General features: G+C 48.4%; 15 protein-coding genes and 1 tRNA gene. 12 read left to right on the top strand and 4 right to left on the bottom strand.

Annotated features, from left to right (window positions below):
• The first annotated feature begins 68 nt into the window (after window positions 1-68).
• Window positions 69-1,202, top strand: a complete 1,134-nt coding sequence (locus HMPREF3164_RS07805) for an LCP family protein (protein ID WP_004004644.1) — start codon at window positions 69-71, stop codon at window positions 1,200-1,202.
• A 101-nt stretch (window positions 1,203-1,303) separates the two neighbouring features.
• Here the strand turns inward: HMPREF3164_RS07805 and HMPREF3164_RS07810 are convergent, their stop codons facing one another.
• Window positions 1,304-2,533 carry an HIRAN domain-containing protein gene (locus HMPREF3164_RS07810; protein WP_070450205.1) on the bottom strand — a complete coding sequence of 410 codons (1,230 nt, stop codon included), beginning with the start codon at window positions 2,531-2,533 and terminating at the stop codon, window positions 1,304-1,306.
• Window positions 2,534-2,751: 218 nt separating this feature from the next.
• Window positions 2,752-5,424 carry an aminopeptidase N gene (pepN, locus tag HMPREF3164_RS07815; protein WP_070450208.1) on the bottom strand — a complete coding sequence of 891 codons (2,673 nt, stop codon included), beginning with the start codon at window positions 5,422-5,424 and terminating at the stop codon, window positions 2,752-2,754.
• Window positions 5,425-5,627: 203 nt separating this feature from the next.
• Here pepN and HMPREF3164_RS07820 point away from each other — a divergent pair.
• A tRNA-Leu gene (locus HMPREF3164_RS07820) sits at window positions 5,628-5,713 on the top strand.
• A 135-nt stretch (window positions 5,714-5,848) separates the two neighbouring features.
• Here the strand turns inward: HMPREF3164_RS07820 and HMPREF3164_RS07825 are convergent.
• Window positions 5,849-6,931, bottom strand: coding sequence for a 2,3-butanediol dehydrogenase (locus HMPREF3164_RS07825; RefSeq protein ID WP_070450211.1), 1,083 nt, complete (start codon window positions 6,929-6,931; stop codon window positions 5,849-5,851).
• Between the two features lie 589 nt (window positions 6,932-7,520).
• Between HMPREF3164_RS07825 and HMPREF3164_RS07830 the strand changes: the two genes are divergently transcribed.
• The 5 genes from HMPREF3164_RS07830 to HMPREF3164_RS07850 all read left to right on the top strand — a co-directional run bounded on the left by HMPREF3164_RS07830 (window position 7,521) and on the right by HMPREF3164_RS07850 (window position 11,688).
• A complete protein-coding gene (locus tag HMPREF3164_RS07830; protein WP_070450213.1) occupies window positions 7,521-8,480 on the top strand; it encodes an L-lactate dehydrogenase in 960 nt (319 codons plus the stop codon).
• Window positions 8,481-8,601: 121 nt separating this feature from the next.
• Complete coding sequence (locus HMPREF3164_RS07835; RefSeq protein ID WP_070450216.1) at window positions 8,602-8,877, top strand: hypothetical protein; 276 nt, start codon at window positions 8,602-8,604, stop codon at window positions 8,875-8,877.
• A gap of 84 nt (window positions 8,878-8,961) precedes the next feature.
• Window positions 8,962-9,729: a DNA repair protein RecO gene (gene recO / locus HMPREF3164_RS07840; protein ID WP_070450219.1), complete on the top strand. Its 768-nt coding sequence runs from the start codon at window positions 8,962-8,964 to the stop codon at window positions 9,727-9,729.
• Window positions 9,730-9,790: 61 nt separating this feature from the next.
• Window positions 9,791-10,573: an isoprenyl transferase gene (locus HMPREF3164_RS07845; protein ID WP_048752181.1), complete on the top strand. Its 783-nt coding sequence runs from the start codon at window positions 9,791-9,793 to the stop codon at window positions 10,571-10,573.
• A gap of 23 nt (window positions 10,574-10,596) precedes the next feature.
• Window positions 10,597-11,688, top strand: coding sequence for a quinone-dependent dihydroorotate dehydrogenase (locus HMPREF3164_RS07850; protein ID WP_070450221.1), 1,092 nt, complete (start codon window positions 10,597-10,599; stop codon window positions 11,686-11,688).
• 66 nt (window positions 11,689-11,754) lie between these two features.
• On the opposite strand, the gene HMPREF3164_RS07855 is transcribed toward HMPREF3164_RS07850, so the two are convergent.
• Window positions 11,755-12,378 (bottom strand): DUF3043 domain-containing protein, encoded by a 624-nt coding sequence (locus HMPREF3164_RS07855; protein ID WP_004004653.1) that lies wholly within the window; start codon window positions 12,376-12,378, stop codon window positions 11,755-11,757.
• Between the two features lie 98 nt (window positions 12,379-12,476).
• On the opposite strand from HMPREF3164_RS07855, the gene HMPREF3164_RS07860 reads away from it, so the two are divergent.
• The 5 genes from HMPREF3164_RS07860 (at window position 12,477) to HMPREF3164_RS07880 (ending at window position 17,653) form a co-directional block, all read left to right on the top strand.
• A complete protein-coding gene (locus tag HMPREF3164_RS07860; RefSeq protein ID WP_048752177.1) occupies window positions 12,477-13,883 on the top strand; it encodes a M20/M25/M40 family metallo-hydrolase in 1,407 nt (468 codons plus the stop codon).
• A gap of 186 nt (window positions 13,884-14,069) precedes the next feature.
• Entirely contained in the window at window positions 14,070-14,423 is a 354-nt protein-coding gene (locus HMPREF3164_RS07865; protein ID WP_004004655.1) for a HesB/IscA family protein, read from the top strand.
• Between the two features lie 218 nt (window positions 14,424-14,641).
• Complete coding sequence (gene coxB, locus HMPREF3164_RS07870; RefSeq protein ID WP_004004656.1) at window positions 14,642-15,529, top strand: aa3-type cytochrome oxidase subunit II; 888 nt, start codon at window positions 14,642-14,644, stop codon at window positions 15,527-15,529.
• A 15-nt stretch (window positions 15,530-15,544) separates the two neighbouring features.
• Window positions 15,545-17,248 (top strand): aa3-type cytochrome oxidase subunit I, encoded by a 1,704-nt coding sequence (ctaD, locus tag HMPREF3164_RS07875; protein ID WP_048752175.1) that lies wholly within the window; start codon window positions 15,545-15,547, stop codon window positions 17,246-17,248.
• A 3-nt stretch (window positions 17,249-17,251) separates the two neighbouring features.
• Window positions 17,252-17,653: a cytochrome c oxidase subunit 4 gene (locus HMPREF3164_RS07880; RefSeq protein WP_048752174.1), complete on the top strand. Its 402-nt coding sequence runs from the start codon at window positions 17,252-17,254 to the stop codon at window positions 17,651-17,653.
• Window positions 17,654-17,696 lie beyond the last annotated feature (43 nt).

Here is a 17,696-nt window from a genome sequence, read left to right on the forward strand (position 1 = left end):
AACTCACTTTGTAGCGGTATTCTTATGCGGGTTATGCCGTTATCACATCACTCGAAGGAAACAAACCCATGAGCGAAGCGCTCGCTGAAAAACCCCGTCGAAAGACTCTTAAACGGGTGCTAATTATTCTTGCTATCCTTATTCTTACTCTTATCATCGGAGTGGGGATTTACCTGTGGAGCATTGGGCATACCTGGGACTCCAAGACTCAAAAATTTGATTCCATTACGAATTCACAAGGAGATTTAGACTCTTTAAGAAAAAACCTGGGAGACCCGAATAATGATCCAAATATTGTGGGTCCCGATGGTAAAACGGCAGATTCTCTTGCTAATGACCTTGACAAGAATGGTAACGGAATTCTTGACTCCTTAGAGGGTGGTAAGACGCGTCAGGTCGTAAAAGGCGAAGGAACTAATATTCTTCTTCTTGGTAGCGATCAACGTTCAGGGCAAGAAGCTGCAACAGTTAGTGGGGCTCGGGCAGATACTATTATGCTGATGCACATTCCTAAAAATGGGGAAGGCGTTTATTTAGTTTCTATCATGCGTGATTCGTGGGTAAGTATCCCCGGGTATGGAAACGCGAAGGTGAATGCAGCTCTCAACTATGGAGGCATTAGCTTACAAATTGAGACCATTGAACAACTAATTGGTGTCAAGATTGACCATGTAGCAGAAATAGACTTTGATGGGTTTAAAGGGCTTACTAACGCTCTAGGTGGCGTTGATGTTCAAGTTCCTTTTGCTTTCCAAACAGGCGTTTGGAACTTTACACCGGGTACCATGCATATGGATGGCAGCACTGCTTTAGCGTTTGTGCGTGAGCGGTATTCCTTTGCATCGGGTGATTATCAGCGTGTACGTAATCAACGTGCATATTTACGTGGACTCTATACGACCATCCAAAAACAGGGGTTTTTGGGTAACATCACTAATTTTAAGAATATGGTGGATGCCTTTAGCGGCTACGTCAAGGTTGATAGTGGTTTAGGCTCTGGTGAGATTCTTCGGATTGCGGCACCTGTCATTAATGGTGGTTCGGCTGCTTTACATATGACGACACTTCCTAACGCAGGCCCTGGCTGGTCTTATGATGGTCAATCAATCATTATTATTAATCAGCCTGCTGTTGATTCGTTGACGGAGGCTTTGAAAGCTGATCGTATGCAGGATTTTATGAATACTTATGGGTCTGACTAGGTATGTCTATATACGGGTCTATAGATCCTGCAGATAAAATTTGGGGTAGTCAGCACGTCAGATACTGTGCTGACTACCCCAAATTTATCCGTATAACGCTATTAATGTTGCACGTGTGTTCTAGCTGGTATAGGAGTTACGGTAACAGTCTGGGATGCATGTTCTTCAGCAGCCAGTCTGAGTAACCGACGACCAAAATACAGAGCAACCGAGTAGAGAGCTCCGCCCATAATTGCTATGAGGACTCCAAGAAGAACACGCCAAATTGCAATTGCCAAGCCAACTATAAGAAGGGTTATACCTATAATTTTGACGAGGGTAAGCAAGCGCGTGTGTTCTTCAGGAAGATCATCGAAAGATACGGGTTTAGCTGCTTTCTCTGGGATAACTTCGTGTGCCGTGATCGCCTCGCTGACTCCGTTTTTTCCTGCAACAGAGGTGATAAATCCGCGAATCTTCTGAGGAAGAATATGCTTCCCTTGAGTGTTTTCCGCTTCAGCTGGGACAAAAGCATCAGGAACCTCATACTTCTTGGCCTCAGGTAGGAGCTCAGGTACATCGTTGGGTAAATCTTTGTACCACTGTTCTGGGATATTCTCTGACCGCACCGCCTGAATAGTTAATGAAAGCTCGAGCCTGTTACCACGTATCGTGCCCCAGACATTGGTGAGTTTGTCATGTTTCGCAGCATGTTCAATGACAGGAATAAACTGTTCTGATATTTGGGAGCTTAAACGTCCTACATGGGTATCCTCATGGAAAACTTCTACCGAACTGACCATGTGCCCATCTGGGTTTTTAACCTGTTGTACTTCAAGTCTTAAAATTACCCGTCCTTCACCTGTCGGCGGCAAAATACTGTGAAGATATTCAGCGTGTCCACTCTCGTCAAGCACCTTGATTGAAGGACCTTGAGGAAGAATAGCTGCTCGCGCTGAGGCATGGTTGAGAGGAAACAGCAAGGTCGGTGACGACAGAAAGAGTTTTCCTACACTTTTAATGTGCGGTCCGCTATCAGCTCGTAGAGCAATAGCATTGAGTTGCAGCTGTGCTGTAGGAGAGAAACCGGAAGCAACAACGCGGGTAATCGCGTTCCAATAGTTTGCAGAATCGTCACGACTTAAACGTCCCACTTTATGATCCCCAACGTATACAGCAATGCTGTTTGCCTCGTAGGGGTTATCAGGTTCTGGAACAAGGCGAGCCTTGCCTTGCCAGGACTGTTCACGGTTGACATGGAGCTCTTGAAAGACTTGTAGAGTCTCAGCCTCATAGTAGTTGTCGGTGACAATTGTGAGGGTTCCACGGTCGCCGAGAGCATAATCGACCAAAGCAAACTCCTTAGGTGGTGATGAATATGTTCTAATTCTCTCACGTTTTTGGGAATAACTAGTACCCTACACGTAAAGTAACTTTTGGGTGACGTTTAAGGAATTGATGAATGTGGTCAAAATCTTGCTTCACGTTAATGAAACCTATAGATAGGCTACAGCCCAGTACAGCGGCGTGAAGAAGAGATACTGTACCAGGCTGTAATGCCTAGAAAGTGCTAGTCGGATAAAGAACTATTGAATTGCTGACCGATCATATTCCGATGCGCATTATCTTGTGCCTCCAAAATGAGCCGACGTAGTGCGGAGGGGGCTGATGGATTCTTGCGTAACCATTCTTGGGCTAGAGCAACTGAAGGATTATCGCTAACCCCGGTTCCTTCAGCGGATCCGTAATTGTAGAGCGAACGAGGGTATAAACCGCGAACTATACGAGTGGCCATACCAATGGAACGGGTGTCCCACATTGATAGGAGCGAATCGAAGAAAGGCTTATAGTAAGGAGTTCGCAGCCCAACATCCCCTCGCAAGAAACCATTTGCTGTTGAGGTCAAGGCGTCGTTGGATAATGAAGAATCTTCCATGATGCGTTTATAAGCGGCTGCTTTGTGGTCGGCATCAGGAATAGCCGCTATCGCATATGCGTAGCCATTCTTTGAGATTGATGACGGATTATACTGTGCAGCTCGGTCTAAATCAGCAACAGTAACAAGGTTACGCCCCGCCAGGGTACCCAAAGCACTCCACCCAAGATTCTGATCGTAGGGGATACCAGTCGCATCGGCAATATCTCCCACAGTATCTTCAAAAGCCCCTCGGGCGATATCGCGGCAGAGATCTTCACCTTGAGTTGAGTAGGAAGAAATAGAGATAAGCCCCCGAAGCAATATGAGCTGCGTATCGGAGCCAGGTTTGGCGGCAGCGAGCGCTTTCGAGAAAGACTCATAGAGAGCATCATACAAAGGCTGTCGAGACTTGGGGGCACCAAAATTAGTAATAGCGTTTTGGCTGTTCGACACCATACTTCCCAAAAGAGATGCACTGCTCTCACGGGATACGTTCCGTACTACCGCGTCTACGAAAGTGGCAACGGGAAGTCTGGAATCGCGCACGCTTTCCCAGAGAGACCCCCAGATAAGACCGCGAGAAAGAGATGATTCAAGAGTGGATACTCCTGCAATTGCCGCTTGAAGACCATCCTCATCGGTGAGCATGATTTTTGCGTAGGTGTGGTCTTCTGCATTGAGCATAAGTAAGTCAGCTTCACCTACAGTCTTCTTATGCTCTTGGGGCAAAGAGACACGATACTCTGCGATAGGATCGGCAGGGTATTCAAGGGAGAGAGTGCCTGTTGAGACAAGTTTTCCTTCTTGAAGGATAAAAGTTTCAAGCTTTACCACATGCGGGCGACCGATACCGGCTGGCTGAGTGTCGGGTAGCTGCTGAGTGAGGTACAAATCCTGGAGCTTACCATCTTCGCGGTAGACACGTCGAGTACCGAGGGTAGATAGACCAGAAGTCTGTAACCACGCTTGAGACCAGGTCTGCATATCGCGACCTGAAACCTCATTAAGTACATCAAGGAAGTCTTGAAGTGAGGTGTTCCCCCAAGCAAAACGTTTGAAATAGACGCGTGCCGCTTCGATAAAGGTATCAAAGCCTACATAGGAAACAAGCTGCTTCAAGGTGGAGGCACCCTTGGCGTAAGTTATGCCATCGAAATTTTGGGCTGCAGCTTCCAAATGAGGTATATCCGCGACAATGGGATGCGTCGTAGGAAGCTGATCTTGCAGATATGCCCAAGATTTACGGTGATTCGCGAATGTTACCCAAGCATCGTTAAAACCATTAGCTTCGATAGCACCTAGAGCACCCATGAAATCAGCAAATGACTCTTTAAGCCAGAGATCATCCCACCATTTCATAGTGACAAGATCTCCAAACCACATATGTGCCATCTCATGGCAGATAGTGTTTGCGCGACCTTCAAGATCATCTTCGGTAGCACCAGAGACAAAAATGAAATCCTCAGTGAATGTTACGAGACCGGGGTTCTCCATCGCGCCGATGTTATATTCGGGGACGAACGCCTGTTCGTACTTCGGGTAAGGGTAGGGATAGTCAAAGAGATCCTGGAAGAAATCTAAGCCGTTCTTAGTGACTCGGAAGATATTATCGTAGTCAAAATGGGGTTTTAGAGAATGGCGGCAGTACGCCACTAAAGGAATATCGCCGCTGTTAGTAATACTCTGGGGTTTATAGGTATCGGTGACTGTGAAGTATTCACCTGCTAACACTGCGGTAATGTAGGTAGAAATTCGCTCGGTAGGAGCAAAAACGCGCTTAACGATATTTGAGTCAGTCGGGTCGGACACCTCAGATTCTAGAACCCCGTTCGAGCTGACAACCCAGTCTCGTGGGGCTGTGATTCGGAAATTAAAAACAGCTTTCAGATCGGGTTGCTCAAAGTTGGGGAATACACGACGGCAATCGGCGGGCTCATATTGGGTGTAAAGATATACACGCCCATCCGAAGGATCAATATAGCGGTGCAGACCTTCTCCCGACCGTGAATAGTATGAACGCCCGTGAACAGTAAGTTCGTTTTCCTCGGCAAGCTCGGGCAGCATGATGCGTGAGCCATCAACAACCTTGTTGAGGTCAAGCTGCGCGCCATTAAGCCTAACAGAATCGATAGAGTGGTGAATATAATCAATGAAAGTCTGGGCACCAGGCTTATGGGATTTAAACTTAACGGTTGTAACTGTAGGGTATGTCTCGAAATTTTCATCCTTGGCATGGGTCAAATCAAGGTGAACATGATATGAGTCTACGGTAATGAGCGCTGACCGTTCTGCAGCTTCTTCGCGTGAGAGGTTCTCGTTATTCATAGTTTCTATTCTAAACTCTCACATGCAGTACTTCATGGACGTGACCCGAACACTGTACTGTATGTTACTAGAAAGGAACATGGGGAGTACTAAATGTTTAAAAGTGACGGATAACACGTTATATAGATTTGCCTGCTTGTACTTGCCAACCGTATAGTATTACTTGTTGCTTTGAGCAGGCAAAGCCCTCTCAAAGGTAACCTGCGCGGGTGGCGGAATAGGCAGACGCGCTAGCTTGAGGTGCTAGTCCTCGTATTAGAGGGTGGGGGTTCAAGTCCCCCCTCGCGCACATTATAAAGGGTCTCTGATAAACATCAGAGGCCCTTTTCTATTTCACTTTTCCGCAAATAATTGAGCGCCCTATACTCTGACAGACAGAATATAAGGCGCTCGCGACTTGCCTGTAAGGCTACAAGAAAGTTACCTAGGGCAAAAGCTGCGGATCGGTAGTGACGAGGATCTTTACGGCAGTCTCGTTGTGGTTAATCAACGTATCAAATCCCTTGTCAATGAGGTCTTCAAGAGGAATCCTGCCAGTAATGAACGGCTTGAGGTTAATCTTGCCTGACTCTACAAGCTTGATAGTTTCCGGGTGGCTGTTCACGTATGCAATGGTTCCTCGAATATCAAGCTCCTTAAGCACGACCTTCTGAACATCCAACGATGCTGGTTTACCCCAAATTGATACGATCACGGCTTTACCGGTAGGCTTGAGTGCATCCAGAATGAGGTCTAGTGCAGGCTGTACAGAGGTGCATTCAAAGGCTACGTCTACACCCTTATCATCGGTCAGCTTATGAATTTCTGCTAGGACGTCAACCTCAGCAGGGGAGAAGGCATAGTCTGCAACTCCAGAATCCAATGCTTTCTGACGGCGTAGCGAGGACAGCTCAGAGATAATGACCTTCGCCCCCTTAGCTTTAAGCACGGCGGAGGTAAGCAGGCCAATGGGACCAGCACCAGTCACTAGCGCAAAGTCACCGTCTTTGATTTCTCCGGCGCGCTCAACTGCATGATAACCGACGCTCAAAGGCTCAATCAGTGCAGCTTCATCTAACGGAAGGTCTTTAGAGATCTTGTGAACCCAACGGCGTTTTACAGATACCTTCTCTGATAGTCCGCCTCCACGGCCAGCAAGACCAATAAAGTTCATGTTCTTAGAAAGATGATAGGTCTTCGAATTTGGGCCGACATCTACAGAGTCTGCAATAATGTATGGCTCAACCACAACATGATCTCCGACTTCAAGATCGGAAATGCCTTCGCCTAAAGCTTCTACGATGCCTGAGAATTCGTGACCAAGGGTTACAGGAGAATCTTCTCCTGAGATTGGATGCGGATGCCCATGTTTAGGGCAGAAAATAGGTCCATCAAGATACTCGTGCAAATCAGTGCCACAGATACCACACCATGCTACTTTGACCAACACTTCACCGGGTTGTACTTCGGGGGTGGGTATGTCCTCAATGCGAATGTCATTACGGTCGTAAAAACGAGCTGCCTTCATGGGATAGACTCCTTTACCTTTGAGGCTCTATATGATGCGCCTAATGCTGAATACTCTGTTGTTATCACGCAAACCGACCTGTTACAGCACTAGGTTAGTTAAGCGCAGGCTCGATAGCCTACATCTATAACACTACTCTTCCATGCCAATGTTTACTAGGAAACATAGAAAAAATACTTTATATGACATAAACGCGTAGTTTCAGCCCAAATATCGTATAAACCCACCAAAATTACCAAACTTGTAGCCCACTACCAGACAATGTACGAAAACTACTCTTCGCAATAGTATTCTAGCTGTGAGTTCCTCTAGATATGTTTGGGCTTGGGAGGTTCCTTGCCCCCCCCCCAGAAATAAGGGTTAAATTATGTGATATTAACCAAAAAGTCGTAAAGCCCTTATATGGCTTCTTGGGAGAAAAATATGGTCTTCTAGTAAAAACTCACATAAAAAATCGTGAAAAGAGCAACTAAACCAACATAAACCCCAAAGAACAAGGCATAATAGATAATGGGAACTTCAGAAGACACTCCGTGCTTCTGCCCACATATCAGACAAATCAACAACCCCAAGACAGGGCGGCGACCCAATGAACAACGTAAAATCTACCACTAAACTCGGCATCATCGGCGCAGGCGGTGTCGGATCTGCAACCGCATACGCAGCAACCCTACGTGGCTCTGCAAATGAAATCGTCCTTTACGACATTGACGGCAAACGAGCACACGCTGAAGCCCTCGATATCGCCCACGGTTCTATGTTCGCCCATGAAGCGCAGCTCACCGGCGGAGACGACCTCGAAATCCTGCGTGACTGCGACATGATCATCATTACCGCAGGTGCCCGCCAAGAGCCCGGGCAGCCCCGCCTCGAACTCGCAGGAGCAAACGTACGCATCCTCGAAAAATTACTGCCAAACCTCATGGAAATGTCACCCAACGCAATTTACATGCTGGTTACCAACCCCTGCGACGTACTCACTGTTGTCGCCCAGAAGATCACCGGGCTACCCTCACACCGAGTACTATCCTCCGGTACCGTACTCGATTCTTCTCGACTGCGCTGGCTCGTCGCCAGCAAAGCCGGAGTCTCCATCAAGAGCGTTCACGCAAATATCATTGGCGAACACGGGGACTCGGAGTTCCCTGTCTGGTCGGCAGCTAACATCGGCATGGTACCCCTCATTGACTGGGAATACAACGGCACCAAAGTATTTACTGAAGAAGTACGTGCAGAACTAGCGCACGAAGCCATGCGTGCAGCATACAAAGTCATTGAAGGTAAAGGATCCACCAACTACGCCATCGGTGTTTCCTCGGCACGAATTGCAGAAGGCTTCCTCCGAGATCAGAACGCCGTACTGCCAATCTCCACCATTGCAGCAGGCGAACTCTACGGCTTCAAAGACGTAGCACTGTCCCTACCCTCCGTCGTAAACTACGAAGGCGTACAGCGAGTCCTCAGCGTTCCCATGAACGACGAAGAACACAATAAGCTACGCGCCTCCGCAGAAGCAATCCGCGCATCCCTGGAAACCCTAGGATTCTAAAGAACATTCCTAAAACACCCTTCTAAACGCGTGCCCAAACACACTGGGTACGCGTTTGTCATACCTTCACAATATGACACTCTCCAACCACAATAGCCATAAAAGATAGTAGACTAGACACATGAGCACTGACCCCCGCACCGAACTCACTCGTCTACTCGACGCCCTCGAAACACACCTTGACGCCGTCACCCACCGCACCCGCGAACACGACCCCGTAATCGACGAAGCCTATGTCGAAATTGCAAACGCTTTTGAAGCCTACGAAAATGCCCTCTTCGAAGTACATAACGAAGTAACACCTCTTAGCGTCTACGGAGATGACGACGAAAACTTCGACGAATTCCTCACCGACACCGACGACGAAGACGACGATATCGAATACGAAAAAAACTAACCACACAACCAAACCCTCAGGCCCCGCATCCTAGCCACCCGCCAGAATGCGGGGTTTCTCTTCACACACCACAAACATAAAACCATGAGCACCCCAAAACACCTCCGAGACCACGCCCTCGTCCTCCGCGCCCAAAACCTAGGCGAAGCAGACCGCATCATTATCATGCTCACCCAAAACAACGGAGTCATCCACGCCGTTGCCAAATCAATCCGCAAACCAAACTCAAAATTCGGTGCTCGGCTAGAACCCTACATGCACACCGACCTGTCCTTCACCCGAGGCAAAACAAACCTCCACACCATATCCCAAGCCGCAACCATACATGCCTATACAGCGACCCTCATGGGTAACTACAACGCCTACACTGCCGCAAACACCATCGCTGAGGTCGCAGAAACACTTAACACCAACAGTACCCCCCACGACACCAACCCACACTACCACCTCACTCACGGAGCAATCGCCACACTAGCTCATAACAAACACACACCACAGCGCATCCTCACAAGCTATATCTTACGTGCCATGAAACTCGCAGGCTGGCTCATCTTCACTGCCACCTGCACACACTGCAATCAACCCATCACCACTGGGTACCACCCAGCAGGCACACGTGGCATAACAGGAACCCTCTGCAAAACTTGCGCCCACCAAAATGACACCCCCACAACACCCATAACACCCACCGAATACAACTACATACAAGCTCTCTATAAAGGGAACTGGGACACTATAGATAAAGTCTCACCTCTCACTGCACGCAAAATACTCAACCTCACCCTACACACCACCCAAAACTACCTCGAAACCCCCCTCAAGACCCTCACCTACCTCGAACTAGAAACCTAAAAAACACCATCAAACACGGTAAAATACTGTATTAACACACCATCAACCCGGAAAGAATCCCATGCCACAAAAACCACCGGCACACCCCTCCGGAACAACTCCACCACCCATACCCAAAAAATTCATTCCTCAACACGTTGCTGTTGTCATGGACGGCAACGGACGCTGGGCCAATGAACGCGGACTCCCACGCAATGAAGGACACCGAGCAGGCGAAGCAGCCCTCCTCGATATCGTTGCAGGAGCCATAGAAATGGGCATACCCTATATCAGTGCCTATGCCTTCTCCACAGAAAACTGGAAACGCTCACCCAGCGAAGTATCCTTCATCATGCGGTTCTCCACCGAAGTCCTTAACCGACAACTCGAAACCCTCAAATCCTGGGGAGTACGCATCCGCTGGGCAGGGCGCCGCCCCAAACTCTGGAAAAACGTTATCTCACAACTCGAACAATGCGAACGCGAAACCATCAATAACACCACCTGCACCCTCACTATGTGCGTTAACTATGGAGGACGCGCAGAAATCGCAGACGCAGCCGCAACCATTGCACAAGACGTACAAGCAGGCATCCTCAAACCCTCATCTATCACAGAAAAAACCTTCCAAAAATACCTCGATGAACCAGACCTACCAGACGTCGACCTCTTCCTCCGATCATCAGGCGAACAACGAATATCCAACTTCCTCCTCTGGCAAAGCGCCTACGCCGAATTCGTCTTCATGAACGTACTCTGGCCAGATGTAGACCGCCTAACCCTCTACGAAGCCGTCGAAGAATACGCCAGCCGCGACCGCCGATACGGAGGCGCCACCGACAAAATTCCTAACCCCAAAAACTAACACCACACCACAAGGAGCAAATAATGCGACTATACCCAACCTTCTTCAAAATCTTCTTCGCAGGCATGGATCCCGAAAAAGCACACCACATTGGTTTCTGGGGAATACAAACCCTCAAAAACCTAGGTATTACTCGCATCCTCAAAAGCTACCTTCAACCCAATCCCGGCCTCCGCACCACAGCCATGGGACTCACCTTCCCTTCACCCTTCGGACTAGCCGCAGGCTTCGACAAAGGTGGGAAAGGTATCGCAGCCCTTGCAGGACTAGGATTCGGACACATCGAAATCGGCACCATCACCGGACAGGCACAACCTGGTAACCCACAACCACGTTTATTCCGCCTCATCGAAGATAAAGCAGTCATTAATCGTATGGGATTCAACAACGACGGTGCCGCAGCCGCAGGACCCCGAGTCGCATCAGCACGTGCCGATCTAGAAACCGAATACCGTCCCGAGAAACGCCCCATCATCGGCGTCAACATAGGAAAAACAAAGATTGTAGAACTAGAAAACGCCATAGAAGACTACCTAATATCAACACGTACCCTAGCCCCACAAGCAGACTACCTCGTCGTCAACGTAAGCTCCCCCAACACCCCAGGACTACGTACACTGCAATCCATCGCAACACTCCGCCCACTCCTACAAGCCGTACGAGAAGAAGCAAACCGAGTCTCACCCCACCGCCACGTGCCTCTCACCGTTAAAATCGCTCCAGACCTTGTAGACGAAGACATAACAGCTGTCGCTCGCCTAGCCCAAGAACTAAAGCTTGACGGGATCATCGCAACCAACACCACAATCGCACGCGAAGGCTTAGGACTTCACACCACCAAAGAAAAAATTAACGCTATAGGCGCAGGAGGACTCTCAGGAGAACCACTTAAAACCCGATCACTCGAAGTCCTACACCTCCTCAAGAAAGAAATAGGCAACAAACTAGCCCTCATCTCTGTTGGAGGAGTAACCAACGCCCAAGACGTACAAGAACGACTAGACGCAGGCGCAGACCTTGTCCAAGGATATACCGCCTTCCTCTACGAAGGCCCCTTATGGGCCGCCCACATCAACCGAGGACTCTACAAAATCCGTCGCTCGCACCAAAAATAAACCTCACAAAAAGGGTGAGAAACCAAACACGGTTTCCCACCCCAGAAATCATTAAAGACACAGTATTTACTTTGGATACTCCCCATACTTAACAAGAGGATAAGGTCGCCGCATCCGACGAATCATCATCACACGGTTGAACGCATACATACCACTACCACGCTGTACCTCGCCAAACTTAGCAATAACCATCTGTTTAAGCTTGCGCCACATTAACCAGTAATCAATAACCCACAACAGCATCAGAGCATACATGCCATACATAGTCCCGTAGTAGACAGGAGCAGCAGCTACGCCAAAACCGCTCACGACCCACGACGCAACAAGAAAAACAATGAGCAAAATAAGCATTATATCGCCCAAATTCCGGCGAGCATCAATATAGTCGCGAATGTACCGCCGCTGAGGCCCCTTATCCACTATCGGTAGATACTTCTCATCGCCAGTACGCATAGCCTCCCGCTGCCGTGCCCTAAGCTCAGCAGCAGCCTCACGATCAGCAGTCTTCGCCGCGCCACGATCAGCACCGACTATAGGCCTCCTTCGCGCCGCAACTTGCTCTTTACGAGACGGTGTAGGACGCCCTTTCTTCGGCGTGAACTTAGAGTTCTCAGGAACCTCATGCTGTTTCTCTTCTTCAGGCTCGACAGCAGCCTCCTGCGGAGCCTTACCTTTTTTACGACCAAACACCCTACTAGAATAACCAAAAATAATTTCCTACGCCGAATACCAAGACCAAAAAATAAAAAAGTATGCGCCACCCCTGTATAAAGCGTATTGTTAGACGCATGGCCAATTTTCCTCATAAATTCCCAGAACATGATGCGCTCACAGAGGCGCTTGAAGCCCATTTTGATGAATATCTTACTGAGCTGAAGGATCTAGTCTCTATCCCATCCATCGCGTGGGAAGCTTTTGATCTAGCCCAGGTCCAACGAAGCGCTGAAGCTGTGTACGAGCTTGCGAAACGGTCAGGTTTTCAAGAGGTAAAAATCCTTTCTGCGTCGTACCACGATGAAACGGGGGAGACACATCAAGGTATGCCAGCGGTAATTGCCACTAAACCAGCTGTTTCAGGGTATCCCACAATCCTGTTATACGCTCACCATGATGTACAGCCTCCTGGCGATAACACGCAGTGGGAAACTGACCCGTTTACCGCAGTTCAGAAAGGCGCTCGCCTCTATGGCCGCGGTGCTGCAGACGATAAAGCAGGGGTTATCACCCATATGGCTGCTTTCCGTTTAGTATCGGAAGTATTAGGCCATGATTTCAACGTTGGCGTAAAGATCTTTATCGAAGGGGAAGAAGAAGTAGGGTCACCCTCTTTCCGCGAATTCTTAGCTGCCTACCAGAGGGACCTAACCGCTGATTATATTGTGGTAGCAGATTCTGCCAACTGGCGAGCTGGAGTTCCGGCATTAACTACCTCATTACGTGGCGTAGCTAGCGGGGATATTGAAGTTCGAACTGGTAATCACGCAGTACACTCTGGTATCTTTGGAGGCCCTTTTCTAGACGCACATACGGTATTAGCCCGTCTGCTGGGTACTTTTCATGATGACGAAGGTGCAGTTGTTGTAGAAGGCCTGTACCGTGGTGAAGACCCTAAGGTCGAATATCCTGAACATGAATTCCGCGCAGATGCTGGAATCTTAGACCAGATGCCTCTAGCAGGATATGGATCAATTACATCTCGGCTCTGGCAGCAACCTGCACTTTCCGTTATAGGTATGGATATTCCGTCAATTGCCCATTCTTCAAATACCCTTGCTGTTACTTCGCGAGCTCGTATTAGTGTCCGGCTGGCTCCTGGTGATTCTCCCGAAAATGCGCACAAAGTTCTGGCAGACCATATAAAGAAGCATGCACCTTATAACGCGCAAGTTAGCTATACTCCTGTCGACTCAGGGTTACCCTTTGCCACAGATGTTGAGCAGGATGGAGCTCAAATCACCTTGTCAGCAATGGCTCAAGCTTGGGGTATATCTCCTGTGCAGACAGGCATAGGAGGCTCAATACCTTTTATAGCGGATTTGAAGGAGAACTTCCCCGACGCCCAGATTCTAGTAACTGGTGTTGAAGACCCAGACACCCGGGCACATAGCGCCAACGAATCGCTGTATGTACCTGATTTTAAACGAGGAATTTTAGCGGAGGCACTGATATTGAGTGCTCTCAGCAGGAGTAAGTAGATTAGGAAAGGAAAGCAACTCAAGGAATATACCTCACACACTAAGTACAGAATTCTACAAAGTTGGTATTCTGGACGTAAGAGACCTTGATGCCCTTAGTGAACTTGTGAGTCCGCTGTTGTCGTGAAGAAGTAGGACAGCGTAATCTGACTTTACGAAGGGGGATATTGTCAGGAAAGGATAAACATGACTGAGACTGTAACTGAGCTACCAACACACGGGGTTAACCTTACTGAAGTTGCTCAGAATAAGGTACGTACTTTGCTCGAACAAGAAGGACGTACCGATTTGCGCCTCCGGATTGCTGTACAGCCCGGTGGCTGTTCCGGGCTAATCTATCAGCTCTACTTCGATGAGCGAGTACTTGATGGTGACGCAGTGCGTGATTATGACGGTGTGCAGGTTATCGTAGATAAAATGAGTGCCCCTTATCTAGATGGCTCAACGATTGATTTTGAAGACACGATTGAGAAACAAGGATTCTCAATTGATAATCCGAACGCGGCAGGATCATGTGCCTGTGGCGACTCTTTCCATTAGGAGCATTGATATAACAGAACCCCTAAAAAACCAACTTTAGGGGTTCTGTTACGTTAAAATTCAGTAATTTTCCAGGAAACTTACAATTTCAGTGACAGAGTGTCACCGTAAGAGCAGAATTCGCGGTAAGCTCTAAGGGATAAGTTTTTTATAATTGCCTCAGGTTTACCTGTAGACCTGAGCACTAGCACACACTGCAAGAACAGGAAGGGCCGTCTGTGAGTTCGCAATATCGAACCGGCAGTCGTCGTAAGCGTGCAAGTCTTGTTGGCCTCGGGACTACAGCGACGCTGCTGATGACTGGTTGTTCAATGGATAAGGCAGCTGTAGGCTGGTTACCTACAAAAGCTGGGCATCCGGCTACTGATAATGCCGAGAACCTCATGCATCTCTGGGTAGGCACTTGGAGTGCAGCTCTTGTTGTCGGTCTTATTACTTGGGGCTTGATGCTATGGTGCATCATTGCCTACCGTAGGCGTAAGAACGAAAGTGGCTATCCTCGTCAGCTCAGCTATCACCTGCCTCTGGAAATTTTTTATACTTTCGTTCCAGTCGTCTTGATCGTCAGTATGTTTACGTTTTCAGACCGAGTCGAGCGTCAAGTAACTGGTCCTAAAACTGGTGCCGATCGACAGGTCACTGTTGAAGTGTATGGCAAACAATGGGCCTGGGATTTCAACTACACAGATGAAAACGTGCATGTAACTGGTGTACAAGCTCACCTTGATGGTTCACCAGGTAAAGAAGCAGAACTTCCAACGCTTTATCTGCCCGTTAACTCAAATGTTGACGTAGTCCTCAAATCGCGTGATGTGATCCATTCGTTCTGGGTTCCGGCTTTCCTAGAGAAACGGGATACGATCCCTGGTATGACGAACCATATTCATATCACTACCAAAGAAATTGGTGATTATAAGGGTAAATGCGCTGAACTTTGCGGTGAGTACCACTCTGAGATGTTGTTTAATGTCAAGGTGGTCTCACAGGAAGACTACGACAACTACATCAATTCCCTTAAGCAAAATCCCGAGAATCAGGGTATCGCTGGGGACGAATACAACCGTAATCCCAACCAGAACGCGACTCCGCGTCCCGCTAACCAATAAAGGGGTGAAATAGACGTGACTACCCTCGAATATTCAACTGAGAGTGCAACGGCTGTTGCGCCGCGCGTGGTTCCTAAGTCCAAGGGACGCATCTTTGTCAATTGGATTACTTCCACGGACCACAAGACCATTGGGTACATGTACCTGATCTCTGCCTTCATCTTCTTCTGCATGGGCGGAACTATGGCTCTGCTGATGCGTATTGAGCTTTTTGAGCCCGGTATGCAGATCCTACAGACGAAGGAGCAATTTAACCAGCTCTTTACGATGCACGGTACCCTTATGCTTCTCATGTTCGGCACCCCTTTGTTCACCGGTTTGGCGAACGTGCTTATCCCGCTCCAAATTGGTGCTCCCGATGTGGCATTCCCTCGCTTAAACGCATTGGCTTTTTGGTTCTTCCTTTTTGGGTCGCTAGTAGCGATTGCAGGTTTTATTACCCCACAAGGTGCAGCCTCTTTCGGCTGGTTTGCATACGTCCCACTAAATAGCACTACTTACAGCCCGTCTGTCGGTGGTGATTTATGGGTCTTTGGTCTTGCGTTGCAGGGGTTCGGCACAATTATGGGTGCGGTTAACTTCATTACTACAATTGTGGCAATGCGCGCCCCTGGCATGACTATGTGGCGTATGTCTGTGTTTACGTGGACAACTCTGATTACTTCAATCTTGATTATTATGATCTTCCCGCCTCTGGCATCCGCTTTGTTTGCTCTAGGTATGGATCGCCGATTCGGAGGACATATTTTTGATCCAGAAAATGGGGGAGCGGTGCTCTGGCAGCACTTGTTCTGGTTCTTCGGGCACCCTGAGGTGTATGTGCTTGCGCTACCTTTCTTTGGTGTGACTTCGGAGATTATCCCTGTATTCTCACGTAAACCCATTTTTGGTTACAAAGGTCTTGTTACAGCGACCATTGCTATTGCGGGCCTGTCTGTAACTGTGTGGGCGCACCATATGTACGTAACTGGAGCGATTATGCTTCCGTTCTTCTCGTTCATGACCATGATGATTGGTGTTCCAACCGGCGTGAAGTTTTTCAACTGGATTGGGACTATGTGGCAGGGGTCCATTACGTTTGAAACTCCATTATTGTGGATCTATGGATTCTTAGTAACCTTCCTCTTTGGAGGTCTGACGGGTATTATCCTGGCTACTCCGCCTCTAGACTTCCATATCTCGGATACTTACTTCGTGGTTGCACACTTCCACTACGTGATTTTTGGAACCATTGTTTTTGGTATGTTTGGTGCATTCTACTTCTGGTGGCCAAAATTCACTGGCAAGATGCTCAACGAACGGATCGGTAAGATTCACTTCTGGCTGGTATTCTTCGGGTTCCACGCGACCTTCTTGATTCAGCACTGGGTTGGCGTTGATGGTATGCCTCGTCGATACGCTGACTATCTGCCCGAAGACGGTTTCACCTGGATGAACCAGTTCTCAACTGTTGGATCCATGATTCTTGCCGTTTCAATGATTCCCTGGTTCTGGAATGTTTACATTACTGCTCGGTATGCTCCGAAAGTCGAGGTAGACGATCCCTGGGGATTCGGCGGATCTCTCGAATGGGCGACTTCTTGTCCTCCGCCCCGCCACAACTTTACTGCATTGCCTCGTATCCGTTCCGAACGCCCGGCTCTAGACCTACATCATCCCGAGCTTTCAACGAATCATGATGTTGCCGCTGCAGCTCTTGCAGCACAGAAGGGAGAGTAAACCGTGAAAGTTCTCGGGAAGGTCTTCCTGTACCTTGGTATATTCTTTACTCCTGTTGGAATTATTTATGGGTTTATGACCAATTTTGATGAGTGGGCCGGGTTTCCCGCGCTCCTCGTGACGGCGCTCATGTGCTTCTTCTTGGCTTTCTTCCTCATGTTTACTGAAAAGAAGCTAGGAAGCCAACCCATGGATAACTACACGGGTGAAATCGCTGAGAGTGCTGGTGAGTATGGGTTCTACTCACCATGGTCTTGGTGGCCGTTCATGATCGGTTTAACGTGCATGATTGTTGTTCTTGGGGCAGCGATTGCTTGGTGGGTACTAATTCTTGCGTTGCCTATCGTAGCAGTCGCCGTTATCGGGTGGGTATATGAATACAACCGCGGTGATCACGCACACTAATCATATACAGTAAAAGGTGGGGTTACATCATCTATACGGATGA

Source organism: Rothia sp. HMSC08A08 (assembly GCF_001808385.1).
In the GTDB taxonomy this organism is placed as follows: Bacteria; Actinomycetota; Actinomycetes; order Actinomycetales; family Micrococcaceae; genus Rothia; species Rothia dentocariosa.

Excerpts from the sequence above, each read along its gene's own strand:
- HMPREF3164_RS07805 (WP_004004644.1), top strand. The coding sequence starts at position 69 with ATGAGCGAAGCGCTCGCTGAAAAACCCCGTCGAAAGACTCTTAAACGG.
- pepN (WP_070450208.1), bottom strand. The coding sequence starts at position 5,424 with ATGAATAACGAGAACCTCTCACGCGAAGAAGCTGCAGAACGGTCAGCG.
- HMPREF3164_RS07825 (WP_070450211.1), bottom strand. The coding sequence starts at position 6,931 with ATGAAGGCAGCTCGTTTTTACGACCGTAATGACATTCGCATTGAGGAC.
- HMPREF3164_RS07830 (WP_070450213.1), top strand. The coding sequence starts at position 7,521 with ATGAACAACGTAAAATCTACCACTAAACTCGGCATCATCGGCGCAGGC.
- HMPREF3164_RS07835 (WP_070450216.1), top strand. The coding sequence starts at position 8,602 with ATGAGCACTGACCCCCGCACCGAACTCACTCGTCTACTCGACGCCCTC.
- recO (WP_070450219.1), top strand. The coding sequence starts at position 8,962 with ATGAGCACCCCAAAACACCTCCGAGACCACGCCCTCGTCCTCCGCGCC.
- HMPREF3164_RS07845 (WP_048752181.1), top strand. The coding sequence starts at position 9,791 with ATGCCACAAAAACCACCGGCACACCCCTCCGGAACAACTCCACCACCC.
- HMPREF3164_RS07850 (WP_070450221.1), top strand. The coding sequence starts at position 10,597 with ATGCGACTATACCCAACCTTCTTCAAAATCTTCTTCGCAGGCATGGAT.
- HMPREF3164_RS07860 (WP_048752177.1), top strand. The coding sequence starts at position 12,477 with ATGGCCAATTTTCCTCATAAATTCCCAGAACATGATGCGCTCACAGAG.
- HMPREF3164_RS07865 (WP_004004655.1), top strand. The coding sequence starts at position 14,070 with ATGACTGAGACTGTAACTGAGCTACCAACACACGGGGTTAACCTTACT.